The organism is Streptacidiphilus jeojiensis, from assembly GCF_042510965.1.
GTDB classification, from domain to species: Bacteria; Actinomycetota; Actinomycetes; order Streptomycetales; family Streptomycetaceae; genus Streptacidiphilus; species Streptacidiphilus jeojiensis.
In genome coordinates, this window is sequence record NZ_JBEUKS010000001.1 from 796,954 (window position 1) to 814,223 (window position 17,270).

Annotated in this window: 19 protein-coding genes; 13 read left to right on the forward strand and 6 right to left on the reverse strand. The window is 71.9% G+C overall.

Annotated features, from left to right (window positions below; all coding sequences use genetic code 11):
• Window positions 1-11: 11 nt before the first annotated feature.
• The 3 genes from ABUW04_RS03595 to ABUW04_RS03605 all read left to right on the forward strand — a co-directional run bounded on the left by ABUW04_RS03595 (window position 12) and on the right by ABUW04_RS03605 (window position 2,495).
• Window positions 12-1,391, forward strand: coding sequence for a hypothetical protein (locus tag ABUW04_RS03595; RefSeq protein ID WP_380562593.1), 1,380 nt, complete (start codon window positions 12-14; stop codon window positions 1,389-1,391).
• 146 nt (window positions 1,392-1,537) lie between these two features.
• On the forward strand, window positions 1,538-2,074 hold the full coding sequence (locus ABUW04_RS03600) for a universal stress protein (protein ID WP_380562595.1): 537 nt from the start codon (window positions 1,538-1,540) through the stop codon (window positions 2,072-2,074).
• Window positions 2,075-2,093: 19 nt separating this feature from the next.
• A complete protein-coding gene (locus ABUW04_RS03605; RefSeq protein WP_380562597.1) occupies window positions 2,094-2,495 on the forward strand; it encodes a DUF3592 domain-containing protein in 402 nt (133 codons plus the stop codon).
• Between the two features lie 77 nt (window positions 2,496-2,572).
• Here ABUW04_RS03605 and ABUW04_RS03610 read toward each other — a convergent pair whose 3' ends face one another.
• Entirely contained in the window at window positions 2,573-3,106 is a 534-nt protein-coding gene (locus ABUW04_RS03610; protein ID WP_380562599.1) for a universal stress protein, read from the reverse strand.
• Window positions 3,107-3,661: 555 nt separating this feature from the next.
• On the opposite strand from ABUW04_RS03610, the gene ABUW04_RS03615 reads away from it, so the two are divergent.
• From ABUW04_RS03615 to ABUW04_RS03635, 5 genes are all read left to right on the forward strand, one after another.
• Complete coding sequence (locus ABUW04_RS03615; protein WP_380562601.1) at window positions 3,662-4,510, forward strand: SDR family NAD(P)-dependent oxidoreductase; 849 nt, start codon at window positions 3,662-3,664, stop codon at window positions 4,508-4,510.
• A 126-nt stretch (window positions 4,511-4,636) separates the two neighbouring features.
• Entirely contained in the window at window positions 4,637-4,963 is a 327-nt protein-coding gene (locus tag ABUW04_RS03620; protein WP_380562603.1) for a PadR family transcriptional regulator, read from the forward strand.
• Window positions 4,960-5,316 carry a DUF1048 domain-containing protein gene (locus ABUW04_RS03625; RefSeq protein WP_380562605.1) on the forward strand — a complete coding sequence of 119 codons (357 nt, stop codon included), beginning with the start codon at window positions 4,960-4,962 and terminating at the stop codon, window positions 5,314-5,316. Before ABUW04_RS03620 ends, ABUW04_RS03625 begins: the two co-directional genes overlap by 4 nt.
• 1 nt (window position 5,317) lies before the next feature.
• Window positions 5,318-5,644: a DUF1048 domain-containing protein gene (locus tag ABUW04_RS03630; RefSeq protein WP_380562607.1), complete on the forward strand. Its 327-nt coding sequence runs from the start codon at window positions 5,318-5,320 to the stop codon at window positions 5,642-5,644.
• A 215-nt stretch (window positions 5,645-5,859) separates the two neighbouring features.
• Window positions 5,860-5,994, forward strand: a complete 135-nt coding sequence (locus ABUW04_RS03635) for a hypothetical protein (RefSeq protein ID WP_380562609.1) — start codon at window positions 5,860-5,862, stop codon at window positions 5,992-5,994.
• A gap of 99 nt (window positions 5,995-6,093) precedes the next feature.
• Here the strand turns inward: ABUW04_RS03635 and ABUW04_RS03640 are convergent, their stop codons facing one another.
• Together ABUW04_RS03640 and ABUW04_RS03645 are read right to left on the reverse strand one after the other, a co-directional pair.
• Window positions 6,094-6,756, reverse strand: coding sequence for a DUF4097 family beta strand repeat-containing protein (locus tag ABUW04_RS03640; RefSeq protein ID WP_380563436.1), 663 nt, complete (start codon window positions 6,754-6,756; stop codon window positions 6,094-6,096).
• 255 nt (window positions 6,757-7,011) lie between these two features.
• Window positions 7,012-7,641, reverse strand: a complete 630-nt coding sequence (locus ABUW04_RS03645; RefSeq protein ID WP_380562611.1) for a TetR/AcrR family transcriptional regulator — start codon at window positions 7,639-7,641, stop codon at window positions 7,012-7,014.
• A gap of 66 nt (window positions 7,642-7,707) precedes the next feature.
• Between ABUW04_RS03645 and ABUW04_RS03650 the strand changes: the two genes are divergently transcribed.
• Window positions 7,708-8,493 carry an MBL fold metallo-hydrolase gene (locus ABUW04_RS03650; RefSeq protein WP_380562613.1) on the forward strand — a complete coding sequence of 262 codons (786 nt, stop codon included), beginning with the start codon at window positions 7,708-7,710 and terminating at the stop codon, window positions 8,491-8,493.
• Window positions 8,494-8,511: 18 nt separating this feature from the next.
• Here ABUW04_RS03650 and ABUW04_RS03655 read toward each other — a convergent pair whose 3' ends face one another.
• Window positions 8,512-9,810: an amidohydrolase family protein gene (locus tag ABUW04_RS03655; protein WP_380562615.1), complete on the reverse strand. Its 1,299-nt coding sequence runs from the start codon at window positions 9,808-9,810 to the stop codon at window positions 8,512-8,514.
• A 162-nt stretch (window positions 9,811-9,972) separates the two neighbouring features.
• Between ABUW04_RS03655 and ABUW04_RS03660 the strand changes: the two genes are divergently transcribed.
• Window positions 9,973-10,416 carry an Lrp/AsnC family transcriptional regulator gene (locus tag ABUW04_RS03660; RefSeq protein ID WP_380562617.1) on the forward strand — a complete coding sequence of 148 codons (444 nt, stop codon included), beginning with the start codon at window positions 9,973-9,975 and terminating at the stop codon, window positions 10,414-10,416.
• 37 nt (window positions 10,417-10,453) lie between these two features.
• Here ABUW04_RS03660 and ABUW04_RS03665 read toward each other — a convergent pair whose 3' ends face one another.
• A complete protein-coding gene (locus ABUW04_RS03665) occupies window positions 10,454-11,053 on the reverse strand; it encodes a cation transporter (RefSeq protein ID WP_380562619.1) in 600 nt (199 codons plus the stop codon).
• Window positions 11,054-11,251: 198 nt separating this feature from the next.
• Between ABUW04_RS03665 and ABUW04_RS03670 the strand changes: the two genes are divergently transcribed.
• The 3 genes from ABUW04_RS03670 to ABUW04_RS03680 all read left to right on the forward strand — a co-directional run bounded on the left by ABUW04_RS03670 (window position 11,252) and on the right by ABUW04_RS03680 (window position 16,782).
• Window positions 11,252-11,905 carry a hypothetical protein gene (locus tag ABUW04_RS03670; protein WP_380562621.1) on the forward strand — a complete coding sequence of 218 codons (654 nt, stop codon included), beginning with the start codon at window positions 11,252-11,254 and terminating at the stop codon, window positions 11,903-11,905.
• Window position 11,906: 1 nt separating this feature from the next.
• Window positions 11,907-13,703, forward strand: coding sequence for a hypothetical protein (locus ABUW04_RS03675; protein ID WP_380562623.1), 1,797 nt, complete (start codon window positions 11,907-11,909; stop codon window positions 13,701-13,703).
• Window positions 13,704-13,803: 100 nt separating this feature from the next.
• A complete protein-coding gene (locus tag ABUW04_RS03680; protein ID WP_380562625.1) occupies window positions 13,804-16,782 on the forward strand; it encodes an AfsR/SARP family transcriptional regulator in 2,979 nt (992 codons plus the stop codon).
• Here the strand turns inward: ABUW04_RS03680 and ABUW04_RS03685 are convergent.
• Window positions 16,763-17,266 carry a GNAT family N-acetyltransferase gene (locus tag ABUW04_RS03685; RefSeq protein WP_380562626.1) on the reverse strand — a complete coding sequence of 168 codons (504 nt, stop codon included), beginning with the start codon at window positions 17,264-17,266 and terminating at the stop codon, window positions 16,763-16,765. The two genes, ABUW04_RS03680 and ABUW04_RS03685, sit on opposite strands and share 20 nt — an antisense overlap.
• Between the last annotated feature and the right edge of the window lie 4 nt (window positions 17,267-17,270).

Genomic DNA, 17,270 nt, shown 5'->3' on the forward strand with positions numbered 1-17,270 from the left:
GGGCCGCCAACGTGCCCTCGCGGCTGCGCTGGTTCACCGCCGGCTGCCTGCTGCTGACGGTGGTGCTGGCAACCGTGGTGCTCACCGCGGCCATGGGCGCGCAGAGCACCTGGTCCGCGGTGACCGGTCGACAGGCGCCGCAGGTACTGGACGCCACCGGGCTGTACCAGTCGCTGACCGACCTGGACGCGCAGACCGCCAACATCATGGTCTTCGGCGCCGACCCGAAACTGGCGGGTCAGCGCGCCACCGCACTCACCCAGTACTCCCAGGACCGCACCACCGCCGACCACGACCTGCAGCAGGCCACCGTCAGCGCCGCCGGCGACGCCCGGGTGCAGTCGGCGCTGGCCGGGGTGCTGGACGGCATGGGCCGCTACCAGGACCTGGCCGGCCGGGCCATGGAGCTGAACGACCAGGCCAAGGCCGCCGCCGGCCACCCGGATCCGACCGCGCTGGCCGAGTACCGCCAGGCCACCGACCTGATGCGGACCACCCTGCTGCCGGCCGCCGACCGGCTGGTGCAGGCCAACAACGCCGCCTTCACCGCCAGCTACGACCAGCAGCGGTCCGCGCTGTCCAGCGCCGAGGGCTGGACCCTGGGGCTGGGCGCGGCGCTGCTGGCCGGACTGCTGGCGCTCCAGGTCTGGCTGACCCGGACCTTCCGACGCATCGTCAACCCCGCGCTGGCCGCGGCGACCGTGCTGGTGGTGGCCTTCCTGGCGCTGGCCGGCACGCTGCTGCCGGACCAGCGCGAGACCCTGCGGGTCGCCCGCCACGACGCCTTCGACTCCGTGGTCGCGCTGAGCCGGGCCCGGGCGGTGGTCTCCGACGCCAACGCCGACGAGAGCCGCTACCTGCTGGACCGCGAACGGGCCCCGCAGTACCAGGACGCCTTCGAGGCCGCCTCGCAGCAGATCGCCGCCCTCCCCAGCGCCGACATCACCGGCTACGACACCGCTCTGGCCGCCGCCGTCACCGCGTACCGGGCCGACCGCACCGACGTCGGCTTCGGCGGCTTCTACGGCACCGAGTTCCGCAACATCACCTTCACTGGGGAACGGGCCGCCGCGGAGCGGGCACTGACGACCTACCAGGCCTACGAGCTGGACGACCGCAAGATCCGTGCCCTGGTCGCCGAGGGCAGGCTGGACGACGCCATCGCCTACGGCACCAGCCTGTCCCCTGGCGGCTCCAACGCCGCCTTCGAGGCCCAGGACGCCGCCCTGCAGCAGGTCATCGCCGTCAACGCCGACGCCTTCGGCGCCGCCGCGCACGGCGGCCACGGCCAGCTGTCCTTCCGGATCCCGCTGCTCGGCGGTGCGGCGGTGCTGGTGCTGCTGCTCTGCCTGGTCGGCGTGCGCCCCCGGCTGGCCGAGTTCCGGGCCTGAGCCCGGCCTGGGTCCGGCCCTTGATCAAGGGACCGTCAAGGAGGGCTCAGCAGGCGTAGATCCTGCGTCAAGGCAGGCCCGGCACCGGCCGAACCGGGGATCTCATGGAGACACAGCATTCAGTGGTTGGGAAGGAACGGATTGCCATGGTCACCATGAATCAGGGCGCGCGGGTCATCGTCGGGGTCGACGGTTCGCTGAGCAGCCTCGCCGCGCTGCAGCGCGGTCTGGCGGAGGCGCGCAGTCGGGACGCGCTCCTGGTGCCGGTGACCGCCTGGATGGCCTGCGACGGCGACAGCCTGCGCCCGCTGTCGGAGCTGGAGTACGCGGCCCGGCTGCGGCTGGACAGCATCGTGGAGCTGGCCCTGGACGGAGCCGCGCAGGGGGTCCGGGTGCAGCCGCGCACGGTGCGCTCCGAGGCCGGACGGGCCCTTGTGGCACTGGCCACCGGACCGCAGGACCTGCTGGTGGTCGGCGGCGGCCGGCACAGCGGCACCCGCAGCGGCGGGGTGCTGCACGGCCCGGTGGCCCGCTACTGCTGGGCCCGCGCCGAGTGCGAGGTCGTCATCGTCCCGGCCAACCACGCCCTGGAGGCAACAGCGACGGCCGCAGCCACGCTCGCGCCGCAGACCGTGCCGGACGGCACGATGCACTGCCACGCCGGTGTCGGCTACCTCAACTGAATCCGGACCGGGGGAAGCAATGGACACGTCGGCGCTCGTGGTCAGTGCGGTGCTGCTGGGTTTCGGCGGACTGGTCGCCTACCTCGTCGGCGTCGGTTCGCTGGCGGAGACCCGCCGACTGCTCCGGGAGGGCGTGCCGGCGGACGCACTGGTCAAACAGCGGCCCGGCAGTGACTCCGCCCCGCTGCTGCAGTTCGACACGGATGAAGAGGGACCGGTGATGGAAGTCTTCTCGCCGGTCCCTTCGGCACGCTCGCTGCCGCTGGTGGACGGCCGTACGGTGCGTATCGTCTACGACCGCGCCGACCCCCGCAAGCTCCTGGTGCTCGGCCGCGAGCGCCGCGCAGTGGACTACACCTTCGCCGCAGCGGGCGTGGCGCTGTTCCTCACCGCGGTGGTCCTGGTCGTCGGCGCGGCCTGATCACGCAAAAGGGCCCGCGACCTCGGCAAGCGGGGTCGCGGGCCCTTGCGCAGTTCGTCCGCCGGCGGGCCCGGTCGTCAGGCGGCGTGTGCCGCGTCGGTCCAGCGACTGGGGAGCGTCATCGGCTCACCGTCACGGGCCGCCGCCTCCAGGGCGTCCAGCAGTTCCGACGGCGGGACGGCCGTCACCGCGCAGCGCGCGTGGGCCAGGCAGTAGCGGCTGACCGAGCCGTGGAACAGCCGCGCCAGCCGGCCCTGCCGTCCGGTGCTGACCACCAGTACGTCGTCGGGACGGTCCGCGACCTGCACCAGAGCGTGTCCGGGCTTCTCGTCGCGCACCAGGACCGGCTGGATCCGCAGGCCGGCCGGGTAACCCCCGAAGCACTGCTCGAACGCCGTGTGCAGGCGCTTGCGCGCCGCCTGCTCCCACACGGTCAGCAGCGGCGGGCAGGGGTGCGAGCGGTAGGCGAGCTCCCCGCCCACCGGGTGCCAGGCCAGGACCGGAACCAGCACCGCGTCCAGCCTGCGGGCCTCCGCCACGGCGCGGTGCAGCGCCGCCAGGCTGCTCAGCGATCCGCTGACGCCGACGACGACCCGAACGTTCTCAGCCATGGTGCTTCGCTTCCCTCTGTCCGGCCTACCGCGACCGTTGCTCTTTGCTTCCCAGGGAGATCCGGTTGAATCCCTCGCAATTCATGCAACATCGCCGGGCCCGACCTTGCAAAGCTCCTTAATGGTTCCCATATACGTATGAACGCTGCCTTGATGCCGACCTGGCATCGCTCTGCGGAACTTCCGCCGCCCTCGTCAAAGCCGTGTCAGGAACTCCGTGTACGGCTTGCCCCGCGGCCCCGGCAGCCGCTTGGATCGTGCCCCATGGGCCCTCGCATCCACCGCACCGGCAGCGTCGTCACGGCGCCGTGCGGTCCTGCCCGGCCCCAGCACGCCGCCGCAGCCGCGCATCCGGGTCGTCTGCACGACGACCGACCGCCGCATACCGCTGGCTGACCGGTACCGCTGAACCGCATTCCCGGCTCCGGCCGCAGGCGCCCCCGTGCGCCCCTGCCCGCTCCCCCGCACACATGTCGCCGGGAGCGGTGACCTTCGACATCCCCCCTGGACCGGCCCCGCCCGAAGGCGGTGCGGTCCCCCCATGAACGGATCACTGTGTCTTCTGCCTCCTCCCACGGCCTCGCCTTCACCGACCGCACCGTCCTGGTCACCGGCGCCACAGCGGGCATCGGTCTGGAGACCGCCCTGCTGCTGGCCATCGGCGGCGCCCGGGTGATCCTGCACGGACCGACCGCCGAGAGCACTGCTCTGGCCGCCGCGCAGCTCACCGCCGTCGGCATCCCCGAGGAACAGCTCGAACAGGCCGTCGCCGACTTCGCCCAGCTCGACCAGGTCGCCCACCTCGGCTCCGAACTGGCGGAGCGTCACGAGCGGCTGGACCTGCTGGTGAACAACGCCGGCATGATGGCCCCCGAGCGGCGCACTCTCACCGACCAGGGCAACGAGGTCACCTTCCAGGTCAACTACCTGGCGCCCTATCTGCTGACCCGGCTACTGGAGCGGCCGCTGGCCCGCAGCGCCGACAGCCGCATCGTCGCCCTGGGCTCCAGCCTGCACCGCACCGCCAACATCGACTGGACCGACCTGACCCGCTCCAAGCGCTACTCCCGGGTCGTCGCCTATGGGCAGTCCAAGCTCGCGCTGACGACCTTCGTCAGCACCCTGGCGAAGTGGCTCCCGGCCGGGCACACCGCGATCACCGTGCACCCGGGCGTGGCCGAGACGCCGATTCGGCCGCTGTACGGCACGCTGGGTCGGCCCGCCAACGAGATCGCCGAAACCGTGGCCGAGCTCTGCCGCCCGGACACCGAGGTCGTCAACGGCGGCTACTACGACGGCCTGGCGCTCGGCGTTCCCGGCCCGCAGGTCAACGACAAGCGCTCGGTCGAGCGGCTGCTCAAGCTCAGCGAACGGCTCACCGCGCCTGCCCCGCTGGCCGTCTGACGGCGGCCGATGCGCCACGCCCCCAAAGGTCCGTGGTCGCCGATCGCTGACATGCCCCACTACTCGGTGGTACCGTGTACTGGTACTCGGTAGCACGCAGTACCGATGGAACCGAGGAGGGCCGCAATGGATGACCTGACGGAGATGCTGAAGGGCACGCTCGAAGGGTGTGTGCTCGAAATCATCGGCGGTGAGGAAACCTACGGGTACGCCATCACCCGTCAGTTGAACGAGCTCGGCTTCGCCGATGTCGTCGAGGGGACGGTGTACACCATCCTGCTGCGACTGGAGCGGAACGGACTCGTCCAGGTGGCGAAACGACCATCCGGAGTCGGTCCGCCGCGCAAGTTCTACGCGCTCAACGACGCCGGACGCGAGGAACTCGCGAAGTTCTGGGCGAAATGGCAGTACCTCTCATCACGCATCAACAGGCTCAAGGAGGGCGGGAGATGAACCTCTGGGATTCCATCACGGGCAGCGATCTCACCAGGCAGTGGAAGGAGTTCGAAGCCCGGGCCGAAGCCCTGCCGGACGACCACCGGGCGGCTTGGGAACAGATCAAGGGCCACCTCTTCCCCTATGCGGGGTTCACCGGCCGCAACCTGATGCCGATCCTCGACGCCGCCCTGGGGCTGCTCGAAGAGACAGCGGCGGACGGGCAGAGCGTCGACGAGGTGCTCGGCGACGACATCCGCGGGTTCTGCACGGCGCTGGCCGGCGGTGAAGGGGCTCGAACCTATCGCGACCGGTGGCGCGAGCAGCTGAACAGGAACGTAGCAAAGAAGTTGAGCCGGCTGGGAGGCTGACGTGAGCATCCAGGACATCATCGAGGGCAAGAAGCAGTGGCGGACGCACATGGCTCGGGTCAAGGCGCTCCCGCCGGACTACCAGATCGTCTACAAGGAGATGCAGAGGTACCTGTTCAAGGTCGGACCGGTCGACCTGCCTGACGGGCCCCTGCTCCCCGGGATCGTCGACTTCTTCGAGGAGGGCGTCGCCGGGGGCAAGGGAGTCTTGGAACTCATCGGCAGCGACGTTGCCGCTTTCTGCGACGACCTGGTCAAGGACTCACGCACGCATGCGGACATCTATCAGGAGTCCATCAACGCGGAACCCGGCAAGGCCGAGAAGTAGCACCCATCGCTCTCCCAGGACGACGCGAGTGACGCGCATTCACGGACAGTCACTCGATCCGAGTCCGAGGCCCGAGACGGAACCTGAACAGGCAATCAGGTCCTGGAGCCGGCGCTCCACGGCCAAGGGCCGAGCGGGCCCGCGGCTACGGCGCTTCGGGAGAGTCCTTCGGCAGCCAGGGTGGCCACGAACAGATACGCACCAGCCTCCCTGCGGTGACCGAACGCAACCCGAACATCCAGATCAGTGCGAAGGCCCCCAGCAACCACGGTGCGATCCTGCGCAAGGACTTCCGCGCCGTCGCCGACGCCGTACGTGAGGTCACCGCCCTGGACCGCAGCAAGGGGTGAAGAACACCGCAGTGCCGGCTCCCTGTCGTGCTGGGCAGGGGGCCGGCACTGGGCGGTCCATTCGTGCGTGCCCAGCCGGATGGCAGTGTGGGTGCCGCTTCAGAGGCTGTGGGCGGTGATGTCGCCGTGGGAGGTGGTGGCCTGGATGGTCAGTGCGGTGGTGCCGTCGTTCTTCAGGGAGTTGTGGACGCGGCCGTGGCCGGTGCCGGCGTCCAGGGCGGCGGAGACGCCGGGGGCCGCGGCGACGGAGATGTTGCCGGACTGGGTGAGCAGTTCGACGGTGCCGGCCGCGGCTTCGGCGATCCGGATGTCGCCGCGGGCGGTGCTGATCGTGGCGGAGCCGCCGAGGCGACCGACCTCGACGTCGCCGTCGACCGCGGTCAGCCGCAGGCTGGCGGCCTCGTCGATCTTGATGGTGCGGTAGGCGCCGTCGAAGACGACGTCGCCCAGGCGTCCGACGCCGCGCAGCTCGGTGCCGGCGGCCTTGGCCTGGACATGGGAGCCGGCCGGCAGTTGGACGGTGACCTCCACGGAGCCGGAGCCGAGGAGCCGGCTGCCGGTGGCCGCGGCGGTGATCCGCAGGACGCCGTCGGCGTACTCGACGGTGGTCTGCTCGGCGGTCCTGCTGTCGCGGCCCTTGGCCGGGTCGGCGGGCCGGACCTCGACGGTGGTGTCCGTACGGTCCGCGGCGATGAACTGGACCCGGCCGGCGGGGATCTCCAGGACGGCGGAGACCGGGGCGGGGGTGTCGAACTTCTGCATCATGCTCTCCCGTAGTCGTTCGCTGTTTCCAACAAGAGAAACGCTACGTTGCTTTCCATAATCCGACAACATTCTCGTTGCGACAGATCCATATCATCGCAGTTAGATGCCAGAAAACTGTTGCATCGACCTTGGATCTAACGCAACGGAAGTGCCCTCGATCATTGCAATGGATGAAACTGAACGCTACGGCGAGCCCTACCACCACCTGCCTGCGTTGGGCCGCATGGCCCGAACCCGCGCCTGCGCACACCCTCAGAGCGTCGCGGCGAGGGTGGTGGCCAGCCATTCCTCGTAGGCGTCGGCCGACCAGCCCCGCCCCACCGTGAGCTGGGTGTACAACTGCGGGCCGGCCAGGGCCCAGAGGGCGTCCGCCAGGTGGGCACGGTCCGCCTCCGGCCGCAGCGCGCCGGTCTCGTCGAGGTGCGCGACGAACGCGGTGACCCCGATCAGCCGCTCCCGCTCGCCGGCCTCCAGGACCTCCCCGACCTCCGGGCCGGCCTGGGTCAGCAGCGTGAACAGCGGGGTGATCCGCTCATGGATGCCGCGTACGAACCCGGCGTAGAGCCGGAGCTTGGCCGCGGGCTCGCCGGTCCGCAGGACCTCCTGCATCTGGGGGCGGTCCGCCATGGCCACCGGTTCGTCGTCGCCGGCCAGCGTGCTGTCCCACAGGGCCTTCACCAGGCCCGGCTTGCCGCCGAACGTCTTGTAGACGGTCTCGACGGAGACACCCGCCCGCTCGGCCACCGCGCGCACGGTCGTGGCGTGGTAGCCGTCCTGGAACAGCAGCTCGCGGCAGGCCTCCAGCACCGCGGCGCGGTTGCGGAGCGCGGCCTCGCGCCGGCGCCCGGAGTTGTAGGGCCGGCGTGGCGTCTCGGCTGGCATCGGCGCACCCTCCTTATTTGATACAGTCGACTGTATTGAATTACTGCCCGGTTGCCGGAGGTCCGCATGTCCCGTCCCGCACCCACCCAGGTGGCCCCTGGCGTCCACCGCCTCGGCGATCACGGTGTCAACTTCTACCTGATCGAGGACCAGGACGGTCCCATCCTGGTCGACGCGGGGACGCCCGCCCATCTGGAACAGCTGCAGGGGCTGCTGACCGGCCTCGGCCACTCCCTGGCCGACGTCCGCGCCGTACTGCTGACCCACGGTCACCTCGACCACACCGGCCTGGCCCACACCTTGCAGCAGGCCGGAGCGGTCGTCTGGATCCAGCAGCAGGACGCCGGCATCCTGCGCGACGGCCCGCGCAGCGTGACCCGCTACGCCAAGCCCGAGCGTTCGATGCTCCCCTACCTGCTGCGCAGGCCCTCCACGCTCGCCCTCCCGCTCCAGCTGGCCCGCTCCGGTGCCTTCACCGCGCACGCGGTCCAGGGCGCGCGGGCCTTCGACGCCGACCAGGTGCTGACCGACGTGCCCGGCGCCCCGCAGGCCGTCGCGCTGCCCGGCCACACTCCCGGCAGCGCCGCCTATCTCTTCGCCGACCGCGGACTGCTGTTCACCGGCGACGCCCTGGTCACCGCCGACGCGTTCTCCGGCCGCACCGGACCCACGATCGTCAGCCGCTGCTTCACCCACGACAGCCGGGCCGCACTCGCCGCCCTGGACCGCCTCGACGAGTTGGCCGAGCTGGCCGAGCCGAAGCCGGCCCTACTGCTGCCCGGCCACGGCGACCCCTTCGCCGACGGCATCCGAGCCGCCACCCGCCAGGCCCGGAACCTCGGCGTCAACTGACCATCCGCACCGGCCGGATCACTCGGATTCCGCTCGGGGCTGCCAGCTGCCGTCGAGCGCGATGCCGGCTGCCGCGGCGATCCGGTCCCGGGACTCCAGCAGCCGGGTCCGCAGCTTCGCCAGGTCAACGTCCACCAGGACGCCGTCACGCTTGACCACACGGCCGGCCACCAGCACGGTGTCCACCAGCCCGGGGTGGCCCGCGGAGACGATGGTCCCGGCCGGGTCGGTTACCGGAAACACAGTCAGGTCGTCGGTGCGCAGCAGGATGAGGTCGGCGTCCTTGCCGGGGGTGATGCTGCCGGTGCGGGCCGCCAGCCCACAGGAGGCGGCGGCGTCCAGGGTGGTGAACGACAGCAGGTCCCGGGAGCGCAGGGTCCCGTCCAGGCCGCGCTGGACGGCGTAGGCGGTGCGCATGGTGGAGAACATGTCGCCGCCGGCCGAGGGCGTGTCGTCGACGGACAGGGTGGGGCGCAGCCCCGCGGCGAGCATCCGGCCGGTCAGTGGCCAGCCGAAGCCCATCTTGAGCTCGACATCCGGGCTGACCGACACCGAGCACCCCGCGTCAGCGAGCATCCGCAGTTCGTCGTCGCCGATGCCGTTGCCGTGGACGAAGGTCGTGGTGTCCCGCAGCAGGCCGTGCCGGTGCAGGTCGGCGATCGGGCGGGCGGTTCCGTCGGAGCCGGTGTGCACGCTGGTGCGCAGGCCGAGTTCGGCCGCCAAGGCGAGCTCCCGGGCGAGGGTCTGCATGCCGGTGTCCTCGTGGCCGCGCAGCCCCAGCGCCAGGGTGACCGGGCCGTCGCCGGGCACGGCGGCGCGGACGCGGCGGATCTCGGCGTCGACCGGGTCGGTGCCGCCCCATCCCGCGCCGTAGCAGAAGATGGACCGTCCGGCGGTGTCCCGCAGGGCCGCCACGGCGGCGTCGGCGTGCTCGGGGCTGAGCGCGCAGTGGAACCAGTCCAGCATCGTGGTCACGCCGGAGTGCAGGGCCTCCAGCCGGCCGAGCAGGGTGCCCAGGTAGACGTCCTCGGGCCGGTACTGCGGCTTCACCGTGCCGTGCATCGCCACCGCCCACTGCGGGAAGGTCCAGTCGGCGCCGGCGCCGCGGAACTGGGTCTGCCAGGTGTGGCGGTGGTTGTCGACGAAGCCCGGCATCACGATGCGGTCGGTCGCGTCGATCACCTCGGCGTCCGGCGCGTCGATGCGCCCGGCCACCTCGGCGATCACGCCGTCCTCGATCAGCACGTCGCCCCGGCCGAGGTCGCCGACCGCCGGGTCCATGCTGACCACTGTGCCGCCGGTGAGCAGTGTCCTCATCAGGTCCTCCGCGAAGTAGGTGTCGCCTGGACCCAAGCCTGGCCGACCGGGACGGTACCGGGACGCGGACGGAGGCCGATCCCGGCAACTTCGGCAGCAAATTGCGCCCCGGCATGCGTGCCAGATGTTGTAGCAGCGGTGACTGCGCAATAATCTGCCACCATGGACAAGGTGGACCGGGAGATCCTGGCGGTGCTCGACCGGTACGGTCGCATCAGCAACGCCGAGCTCGCCGCCAAGGTCGGCCTGTCGCCCTCGCCCTGCCTGCGGCGCGTCCGCCGACTGGAGGAGAGCGGGGTGATCCGTGGCTACCGCGCGCTGATCGACCCCGCCGCGATCGGCCGCGGACTACGGGTCCTGGCCGGCGTCAGGCTGGTCCGGCACACGCACGCGGACGTGGCCGCGTTCGAGCGTGCGATCGTCCGACTGCCCGAGGTCGTGAACACCCACCACGTCACCGGCAACTACGACTACATGCTCCAGGTCGAGGTAGCCGATCTGCCCGCCTACGAGGACTTCCACGCCAACAGGCTGGCCAACCTCCCCGGCATAGCGGCCGTGACCAGCTACGTCACCATGAAGACGCTGTCGCCCGACACCGCCTAGCCGCACCCCGCCGACCTGGCCGTCAGCGGTTCGGGCGTCAGTGGTGGCCGGAGAAGATCTCCCGTGCCTCGCGCACCGCGTAGTAGACCAGCACGTACCCGGCCAGCGGGTCGGCCCACCACCAGCCGGCCAGGGCGTTGAGCACCAGGCCGAGCAGGACGGCGGCGGCCAGGACCCCGTCGACGAAGGTGACCCGGCCCTCGGTCCTCAGCACCGGGTTGTCCAGGGCCGCCCCGGTCCGGGCCTTGCCCGCCGCCAGGGCGAACATCACCGCAGCGGTGACCGCGGTCCAGGCGATGCCCAGCGCCGAGTGGTGCGGCCGGAAACCTGCGGCCAGGACCACCGTGGACTGCACCGCGAGGTACCCGGCCAGCAGCACGAAGGCCGCGCCGATCAGCCGCAGCGCCCGGCGCTGACGGTCCTCGCCGGTGCCCGACAGCTCCCACACCACCACGGTCGAGGCGCCGATCTCGATCAGCGAGTCCAGCCCGAACCCCGCCAGCGCCACCGAACGGGCCGCGATCGCCGCAGCGCCCAGCACGACGATGCCCACCACGTTCCAGCCGAGCGTGACGTATTCCAGAGTGAGGCCACGGCGGAGCAGGGAGTTGCGGTCGGTCGCGTTCGAGGAGGTCACCCCGGAAGTCTCCCAGGCCCGTCCGTCGCTCAGGGAGCGGCCCCACCGGGGGGCCGGTGCCACACGGAAGCCACAGCTCTGCCACAGCGGACCGAGAGGCTGATCCCGCCCCGCTGACGAGGACGCATCAAGTTTCTTCGGAGCTCCGCACCTCGCAGCAGGACGGCATCCACGCAGTACGCACTGAGGAGCAGCAGCATGGTACAAGCAGGTAAGCGCAGGGCCGTTGCGGTCATCGGCACGCTCGCGCTGCTCGGCCCCGGGCTCGCGGCGCTGAGCGCAGCACCGGCCTTCGCCCAGTCCTCCGGGGCGGCCGGCAGCGCCAAGGTCGCCTCGGCGGACCCGGTCGCGCAGGCCGCCGCCGCACGGCTGGCCGCGGTCAGCGCGCAGAGCGCGGGGGCGGCGCGTCCGGCCCTGGTCCACCCGGACACCACGGTGTCGCTGGCCGAGGACAGCAAGCTCAACTGCCTCGGTGTCGCCGGCGGCGCCGAGGCCAAGTTCAACGACGGCGTCATCTCCTACGGGGCCACCAGCGGTCAGGTCTACGGCGACTCCTGGGGCTACTGGCTGGGCAAGAACCCGGCGAACGCCACCACCCTGACGCTCACCGACACCTACACCATCTCCGGCATCGGTACCAGCTGGAACGGCCCGGGCAGCGGCTTCAAGTCGATCTCCGGTGACAAGATCCAGTACACGGTCTCGGCCAGCAAGGTCCACTCGTACCACCACGGTGAGTACGAGGTGCAGTTCGGCGGGTTCGCCACCTCGTTCGCCCAGACGACCTCGGTGGACCTGCAGTTCCCGGGGACTTCCTGCACGCCGTCCGCCTCCGGAACGAAGTACCTGTGACGTGGAGCTCTCCCTCGTGGGGCGCGCCGTCCGGCGGTTTCGCCGGGCGGCGCGCCCGCTCCTCGCCCTGGTCTCGGTGATCGTCTGCGGCGCGGTCCTGTGCGCGGCACTCGCAGCACGCGGCGGCGGTGCGACCACCCCCTCGGTGAACCCCGCCACCGCGGCCGGCGCCACCGCCGCGGACGCACTGATCGACCTGATGCAGCCCGCCGGCCCGCTGCCGGTCTTCGTCGATCCCGGCTCCGGCACCGACACGACCGAGCTGGTCGACGCCGTGCAGATCTCCCAGTTCGCCTCCCCCGCCGCACGCCCCAGCAGCACCGTACTGGCCTCACTGGCAGGGGTGCTGGACTCGCTGCCCCGCAAGGGCGCCTCAGGTCAGCCGCTGCTCGACGTCCTCGGCATCGTCCACCTCGACCAGAGCGGACACTACGGCCTGCTCCCCGCAGCGCGGCAGAGCGCCCTGGGCCGTTACCTGACCGGCGCCGACCTGTCCGGCAGCAGCCTGAACCTCCTGCTCAACACCCTGGAGGGCACCGCCCGCGACCTGCGCCAGTCGCGGTCGGTCCCCGCGAACGCAGCCGTGACCCGGGCGCTCGCCGCCTTCCTGGACACCTCCCTCACCACCTCCTGCGCGGTACTGAGAACCGGCGAGACCAGCACCGACCCGGCCCTGCTCGGGCTCCTGGTCGACATCGCCGCCGCGGACCCCGCGCAGCACTGCTACCCGGCCGCCGACGTGCGGGCCCGCTACGACCGTCAGCTGCGCGGTACCCGGATCGCCGACGCCCCGGATCTAGCGGTGATGGCGGAGCTGGTCCAGCAAGGGGTCGACCCGACGCTCGCCCCCGGCACCTCCTTCAGCGGTGCGGCCAACGGCTACTTCTCCTCCCTCGAGCAGGAGTTGGCCACCACCCCCAGCCTGACCTGCCCGGTCAGCGCCCTCTACCAGGCGGTCGGCGTCGATGCGGCGGCCGGGCACGCGGCGGCGCCGGTGCCCGCCGCTCTGACCGACTGCACCCAGCGCGCCCTGCGCTGGGACGGTTCGCTGCCGGAATCGGTGGCGCCCTCGCCGGTGAGCGCGGGCTTCGGCATCGCCGCACTGCGTTCGGCCCCGCTGTCCGCAACGGACCGTCAACTCGTGGACCAGGAACTCGCCCTGGTCGACCTCGGCGGTCTGGCCGGCGACCCGCGCACCGAACTGGTCGCCGCGCTGGCCGACGCCCCCGACCGGATCACCCCGGCCCTGGTCCGGGCATTCGAATCACGGCTGACCCCGTCGTCGGCACAGGATCTGACGCTGCTGGCCGCCGCCTCTGACGTGCTCGGCGGGTGCGACGCCAAGTCCCGTACCGTGCTCGGATCCTGGCTCGCCGGCCTGGGGCAGGCCAAGAGTCAGCAGACCTCCGACCCGCTGTGGTCCATGTTCGCAGTCCACGACGCGAAGGCCTGCTTCCCCGCCGGCGACCCCGTGCTCGCCCGGGCGCAGCGGTGGTCGGACCGGGCGGTGGCCCAGGTCCTCGCGCATCCTGCGTCGGCGGGCTCCGGCTCGGACACCGCGCTGCTGAGCTGGCTGCGCTCCGAGCAGCACTGCCTGTCGGACGACTCCCCCGCCACACCGCCGGTGACGGCCGCTGCGACCGCCGCACCCGCCGCACCCGCAGCGGCGCAGTCCTGGGCGACCCTGGTGGGTTCGCACCCACCGACGGTCCTGGACCTCTACGCCCGGATCCGCACCGCCCAGACCGCGGCACAGGGCTGCGTACCCAGCTGGCTCTCCCCGACGGCAGACAGGTAAGGACGGTAAGCAGTTTCTGAGAACAGCGGCCGGGAGCGTTTGAAACCCCCCATAACGCCTATTGTCGCCCGTACGCGCGCGACAGGGGGCAACACAAGCAATGGGGGAACCAGCACTGTGGTTCGGCCTGCTGGGGACACTCGAGGTCCGGCAGGACGGAGTGCCCGTCGCCGTCCCGGCGCGTCGGCAGCGGGCGTTGCTGGCCGCTCTGCTGTTCCGGTCCAACCAGGTGGTGGGGCTGGACGAACTGGCCGAGGCCGTCTGGCAGAGCCGGCCCACCGAGGCGGCGGCCACCACCCTGCGCAGCTACGTCATGCGGCTGCGCAGGATCCTCGGGCCCCGGGACGGCAGCCGCATCAAAGCGCTGGGGACCGGCTATCTGATCGAGGTCCGCGAGGGTGAGCTCGACCTCCAGGTGTTCGCCGACCTCGCCGCGCGCGGACGCAGGGCCAGGGCCGCCGGGGACTGGGCCGGGTGCGCCGACCTGCTGACCGGGGCGCTGCGGCTGTGGCGCGGGGAGGTCCTGACCGACCTGTCCCCCGGCGCCGCGGACCATGCGGACCTGGAGGGGTTGCGCGAGCTCCGGATGCAGTCCCTGGGCTGGCGGATCGAGGCCGACCTGCGGCTCGGGCGGCACGCCGACGTGCTGGCCGAACTGCGGGCGCTGACAGTCCAGCACCCCCTGGTCGAGGTGTTCCACGGCCAGCTGATGCTCGCTCTGTACCGCAGCGACCGCCAGGCCGACGCCCTGACCGCCTACGAACGCGCCCGCACCCTGCTCGCCGAGGAGCTGGGAACCGACCCGGGCCCGTCGCTGCAGCAACTGCACCGGCGCATCCTGGCCCTGGACCCGGAACTTGACCCGGAACTTGACCGGGAACGCGACCCGAGCGCAGTCCTCAGCCCGGACGGGCCCGCGGGCGCGGGCACGGAGCCGACCGTGACAGTGGCCCCACCGACCCCGGCACCGGCCCCGCCAGCTCCCGTCCCGGCCCAACTCCCGGCCGACCTGCCCGACTTCACCGGCCGCCGGGACCAGGTCAGCCGACTGCGTGAACTGCTCCTGCCCCCTGCGGGCCAAGCCGCGAACCGCGTCGTCGTGGTGTCCACCATCACCGGGACCGGCGGGATCGGAAAGACCACCCTCGCGGTCCACGTCGCCCACGCCGTGGCCGGGTCGTTCCCGGACGGGCAGCTCTACGTCGACCTGCGCGGAATGAGCGAGTCGCCGTTGAGCCCGGCCGAAGTCCTCGGTGACGCCCTGCGCGCCCTCGGGGTGTCCGAGGGCGAGGTCCCGCGCGGCGACGAAGCCCGCTCCGCGCTGTTCCGGACCCTGCTGGCGGGCCGCCGGATGCTGCTCCTGCTGGACAACGCGCTGGACGCCGCCCAGGTCCGGCCGCTGCTCCCGGGTGTCGGCGGCAGCGGTGTGCTGGTCACCTGCCGCAGCCGGCTGGTGGGACTGGCCGGCGCCGCGACCGAGTACCTGGACGTGCTGGACGAGGCCGAGGCGGCCGAGCTGTTCACCGCCGTCGTCGGGCAGCGCCGGGTCGCCGCCGAACCCGAGGCGGTCCGGGCGGTCCTCGGCTACTGCGCCGGGCTGCCGCTGGCCCTGCGCATCGCCGCGAGCCGGCTGGCCAGCCGCCCCGGGTGGACCGTCGCCCACCTGGCGGCCCGTCTGAGCGACGAGCGGGAACGCCTGGACACGCTCACCCTGGACACCGCGGATGCGGCGGTGCGTGCCACCTTTCGAATGAGCTATGCCCAACTGGTGCTGGCCGAGCAGCAGGGCGCCTCGGACGCGGGCCGCGCCTTCCGCGGGCTGGGTTTGGCTCCCCTGTCCGAGATCGGTGTGGCGGCCGCGGCCGCCCTGCTCGGCGAGACGTCCAGGGAGGCCGAGCGACTGCTGGAGCAGCTGGTCGACGTCAGCCTGCTGGAGTCCCCGGCGCCGGGCCGCTACCGGATGCACGATCTGCTGCGCGCCTACGCCCAGGAGTGCGCCGCCCGGGACGAGAGCGACTCCTGGCACCGTGCGGCGGTGCGGCGCCTGACGGCCTGGTACCTGCGCACGGCGGAGCAGGCCATGGACCTGGTCTACCCGCACCGGCGCAGGTTCCGGTCCGAGGCGGCCGACTCGGGCGTCGAGGGCGCCGTGGGCATCGCCGGCCTCGCGTTCGAGGACGCCGACCGGGCCCTGGAGTGGTGCGAGAGCGAGCGGGCGAACCTGGTGGCGGTGGTCCGCCTGGCCGGGGACGCCGGCCTGGACGCCGAGGCCTGGCTGCTGCCGGCGACGCTGCTGCACTTCTTCAACATGCGCGGCCACCTGCAGGAATGGCTGGAGTCCTACACCGTGGGCCTGCGCCATGCCCGCCGGGCGGGCTCCGCGTCCGGGGAGGCCTGGATGCTGGGCGGGCTCAGCATGGCTCATCGGACCCTGGAGCAGTACGACCTGGCCCTGACGGAGTGCCAGGAGGCGGTGGAGGTCTGCCGGAGGTCGGGCGACCTGCAGGGCGAGGCCACCCATCTGAGCGCCCTCGCCAGCGTCCTGCACCTGCTGGGACGGACACCGGAGGCCGTCGTCTGGTTCGAGCGGGCGCTACCGCTGCGCCGGCGCACCGGCGACCTGAGCGGGGCCGCCGCCACCCTCAACAACCTGGGCTTCGTCCACCAGGCCAACAAGGACTCCGACCGGGCGGCGGCCTGCTACCGGGAGGCGCTGGAGATCTGCCGCGAGGCGGGCCTGCGCTACCTGGAGGCCGCGGTACTGGACGGCCTGGGCACCGCCTCGCTGGACCTGGGCGACACCGCGGCAGCCGTCTCCTCCATCCGGGCCGCGATCGCGATCCGGGCGCAGATCGGAGATGCGACCGGTGAGGCGGTCAGCCAGGAGAACCTGGGCGACGCCCTCGCCGCCGACGGACAGTCCCAGCAGGCCCGGCAGGCCTGGGAGTCGGCCGCCGCCTTCCTGCACCGCTCGGGCCACCCCAACGAAGCCCGGGTCAGAGCCAAGATCGCCACCCTGCCCCAGACCGAGGCGCTGGCCCCGGCCCCGGCCGACAGCGTCACGGCAACGAGCGGGTGAGCCACACCACCTCACCGCTGTCCTCCGTCGAGACGTGGTCCCGCTCGAACCCGAGCTTGTCCAGGACGCGGAACGACGGGGTGTTCCATGCGCCGACGGTCGCCCACAGCCGCTTCCGGCCGGTCGCCGCGGCGGCACCGAGCACCTCACCGGCCGCCTCGGTGGCGTAGCCGCGCCCATGGGCGCGCTGCAACAGCTCGTACGCGATCTCGGGTTCCTCCAGGGAGGAGCGGCCGATGATCAGCCCGCAGTAGCCGATGAAGTCGCCCTGGTCACGGCGCTGGATGGGCAGCAGGGCGATCCCGGTGCTCTCCGTCGCGGTGAGCAGCTCGGCGATGGCGGTCCGGATGTGCTCGACCGTCGGCGTCCCCTTTCCGCGTTCGGCGAGCAGGGTGCAGAAGTCGGCGGCGTCCGACTCGGCCCACGGCCGCAGGATCAGCCTCTCGGTCTCCAGGTGGAACGGCATCGTTTCGTACGCAGACATACCG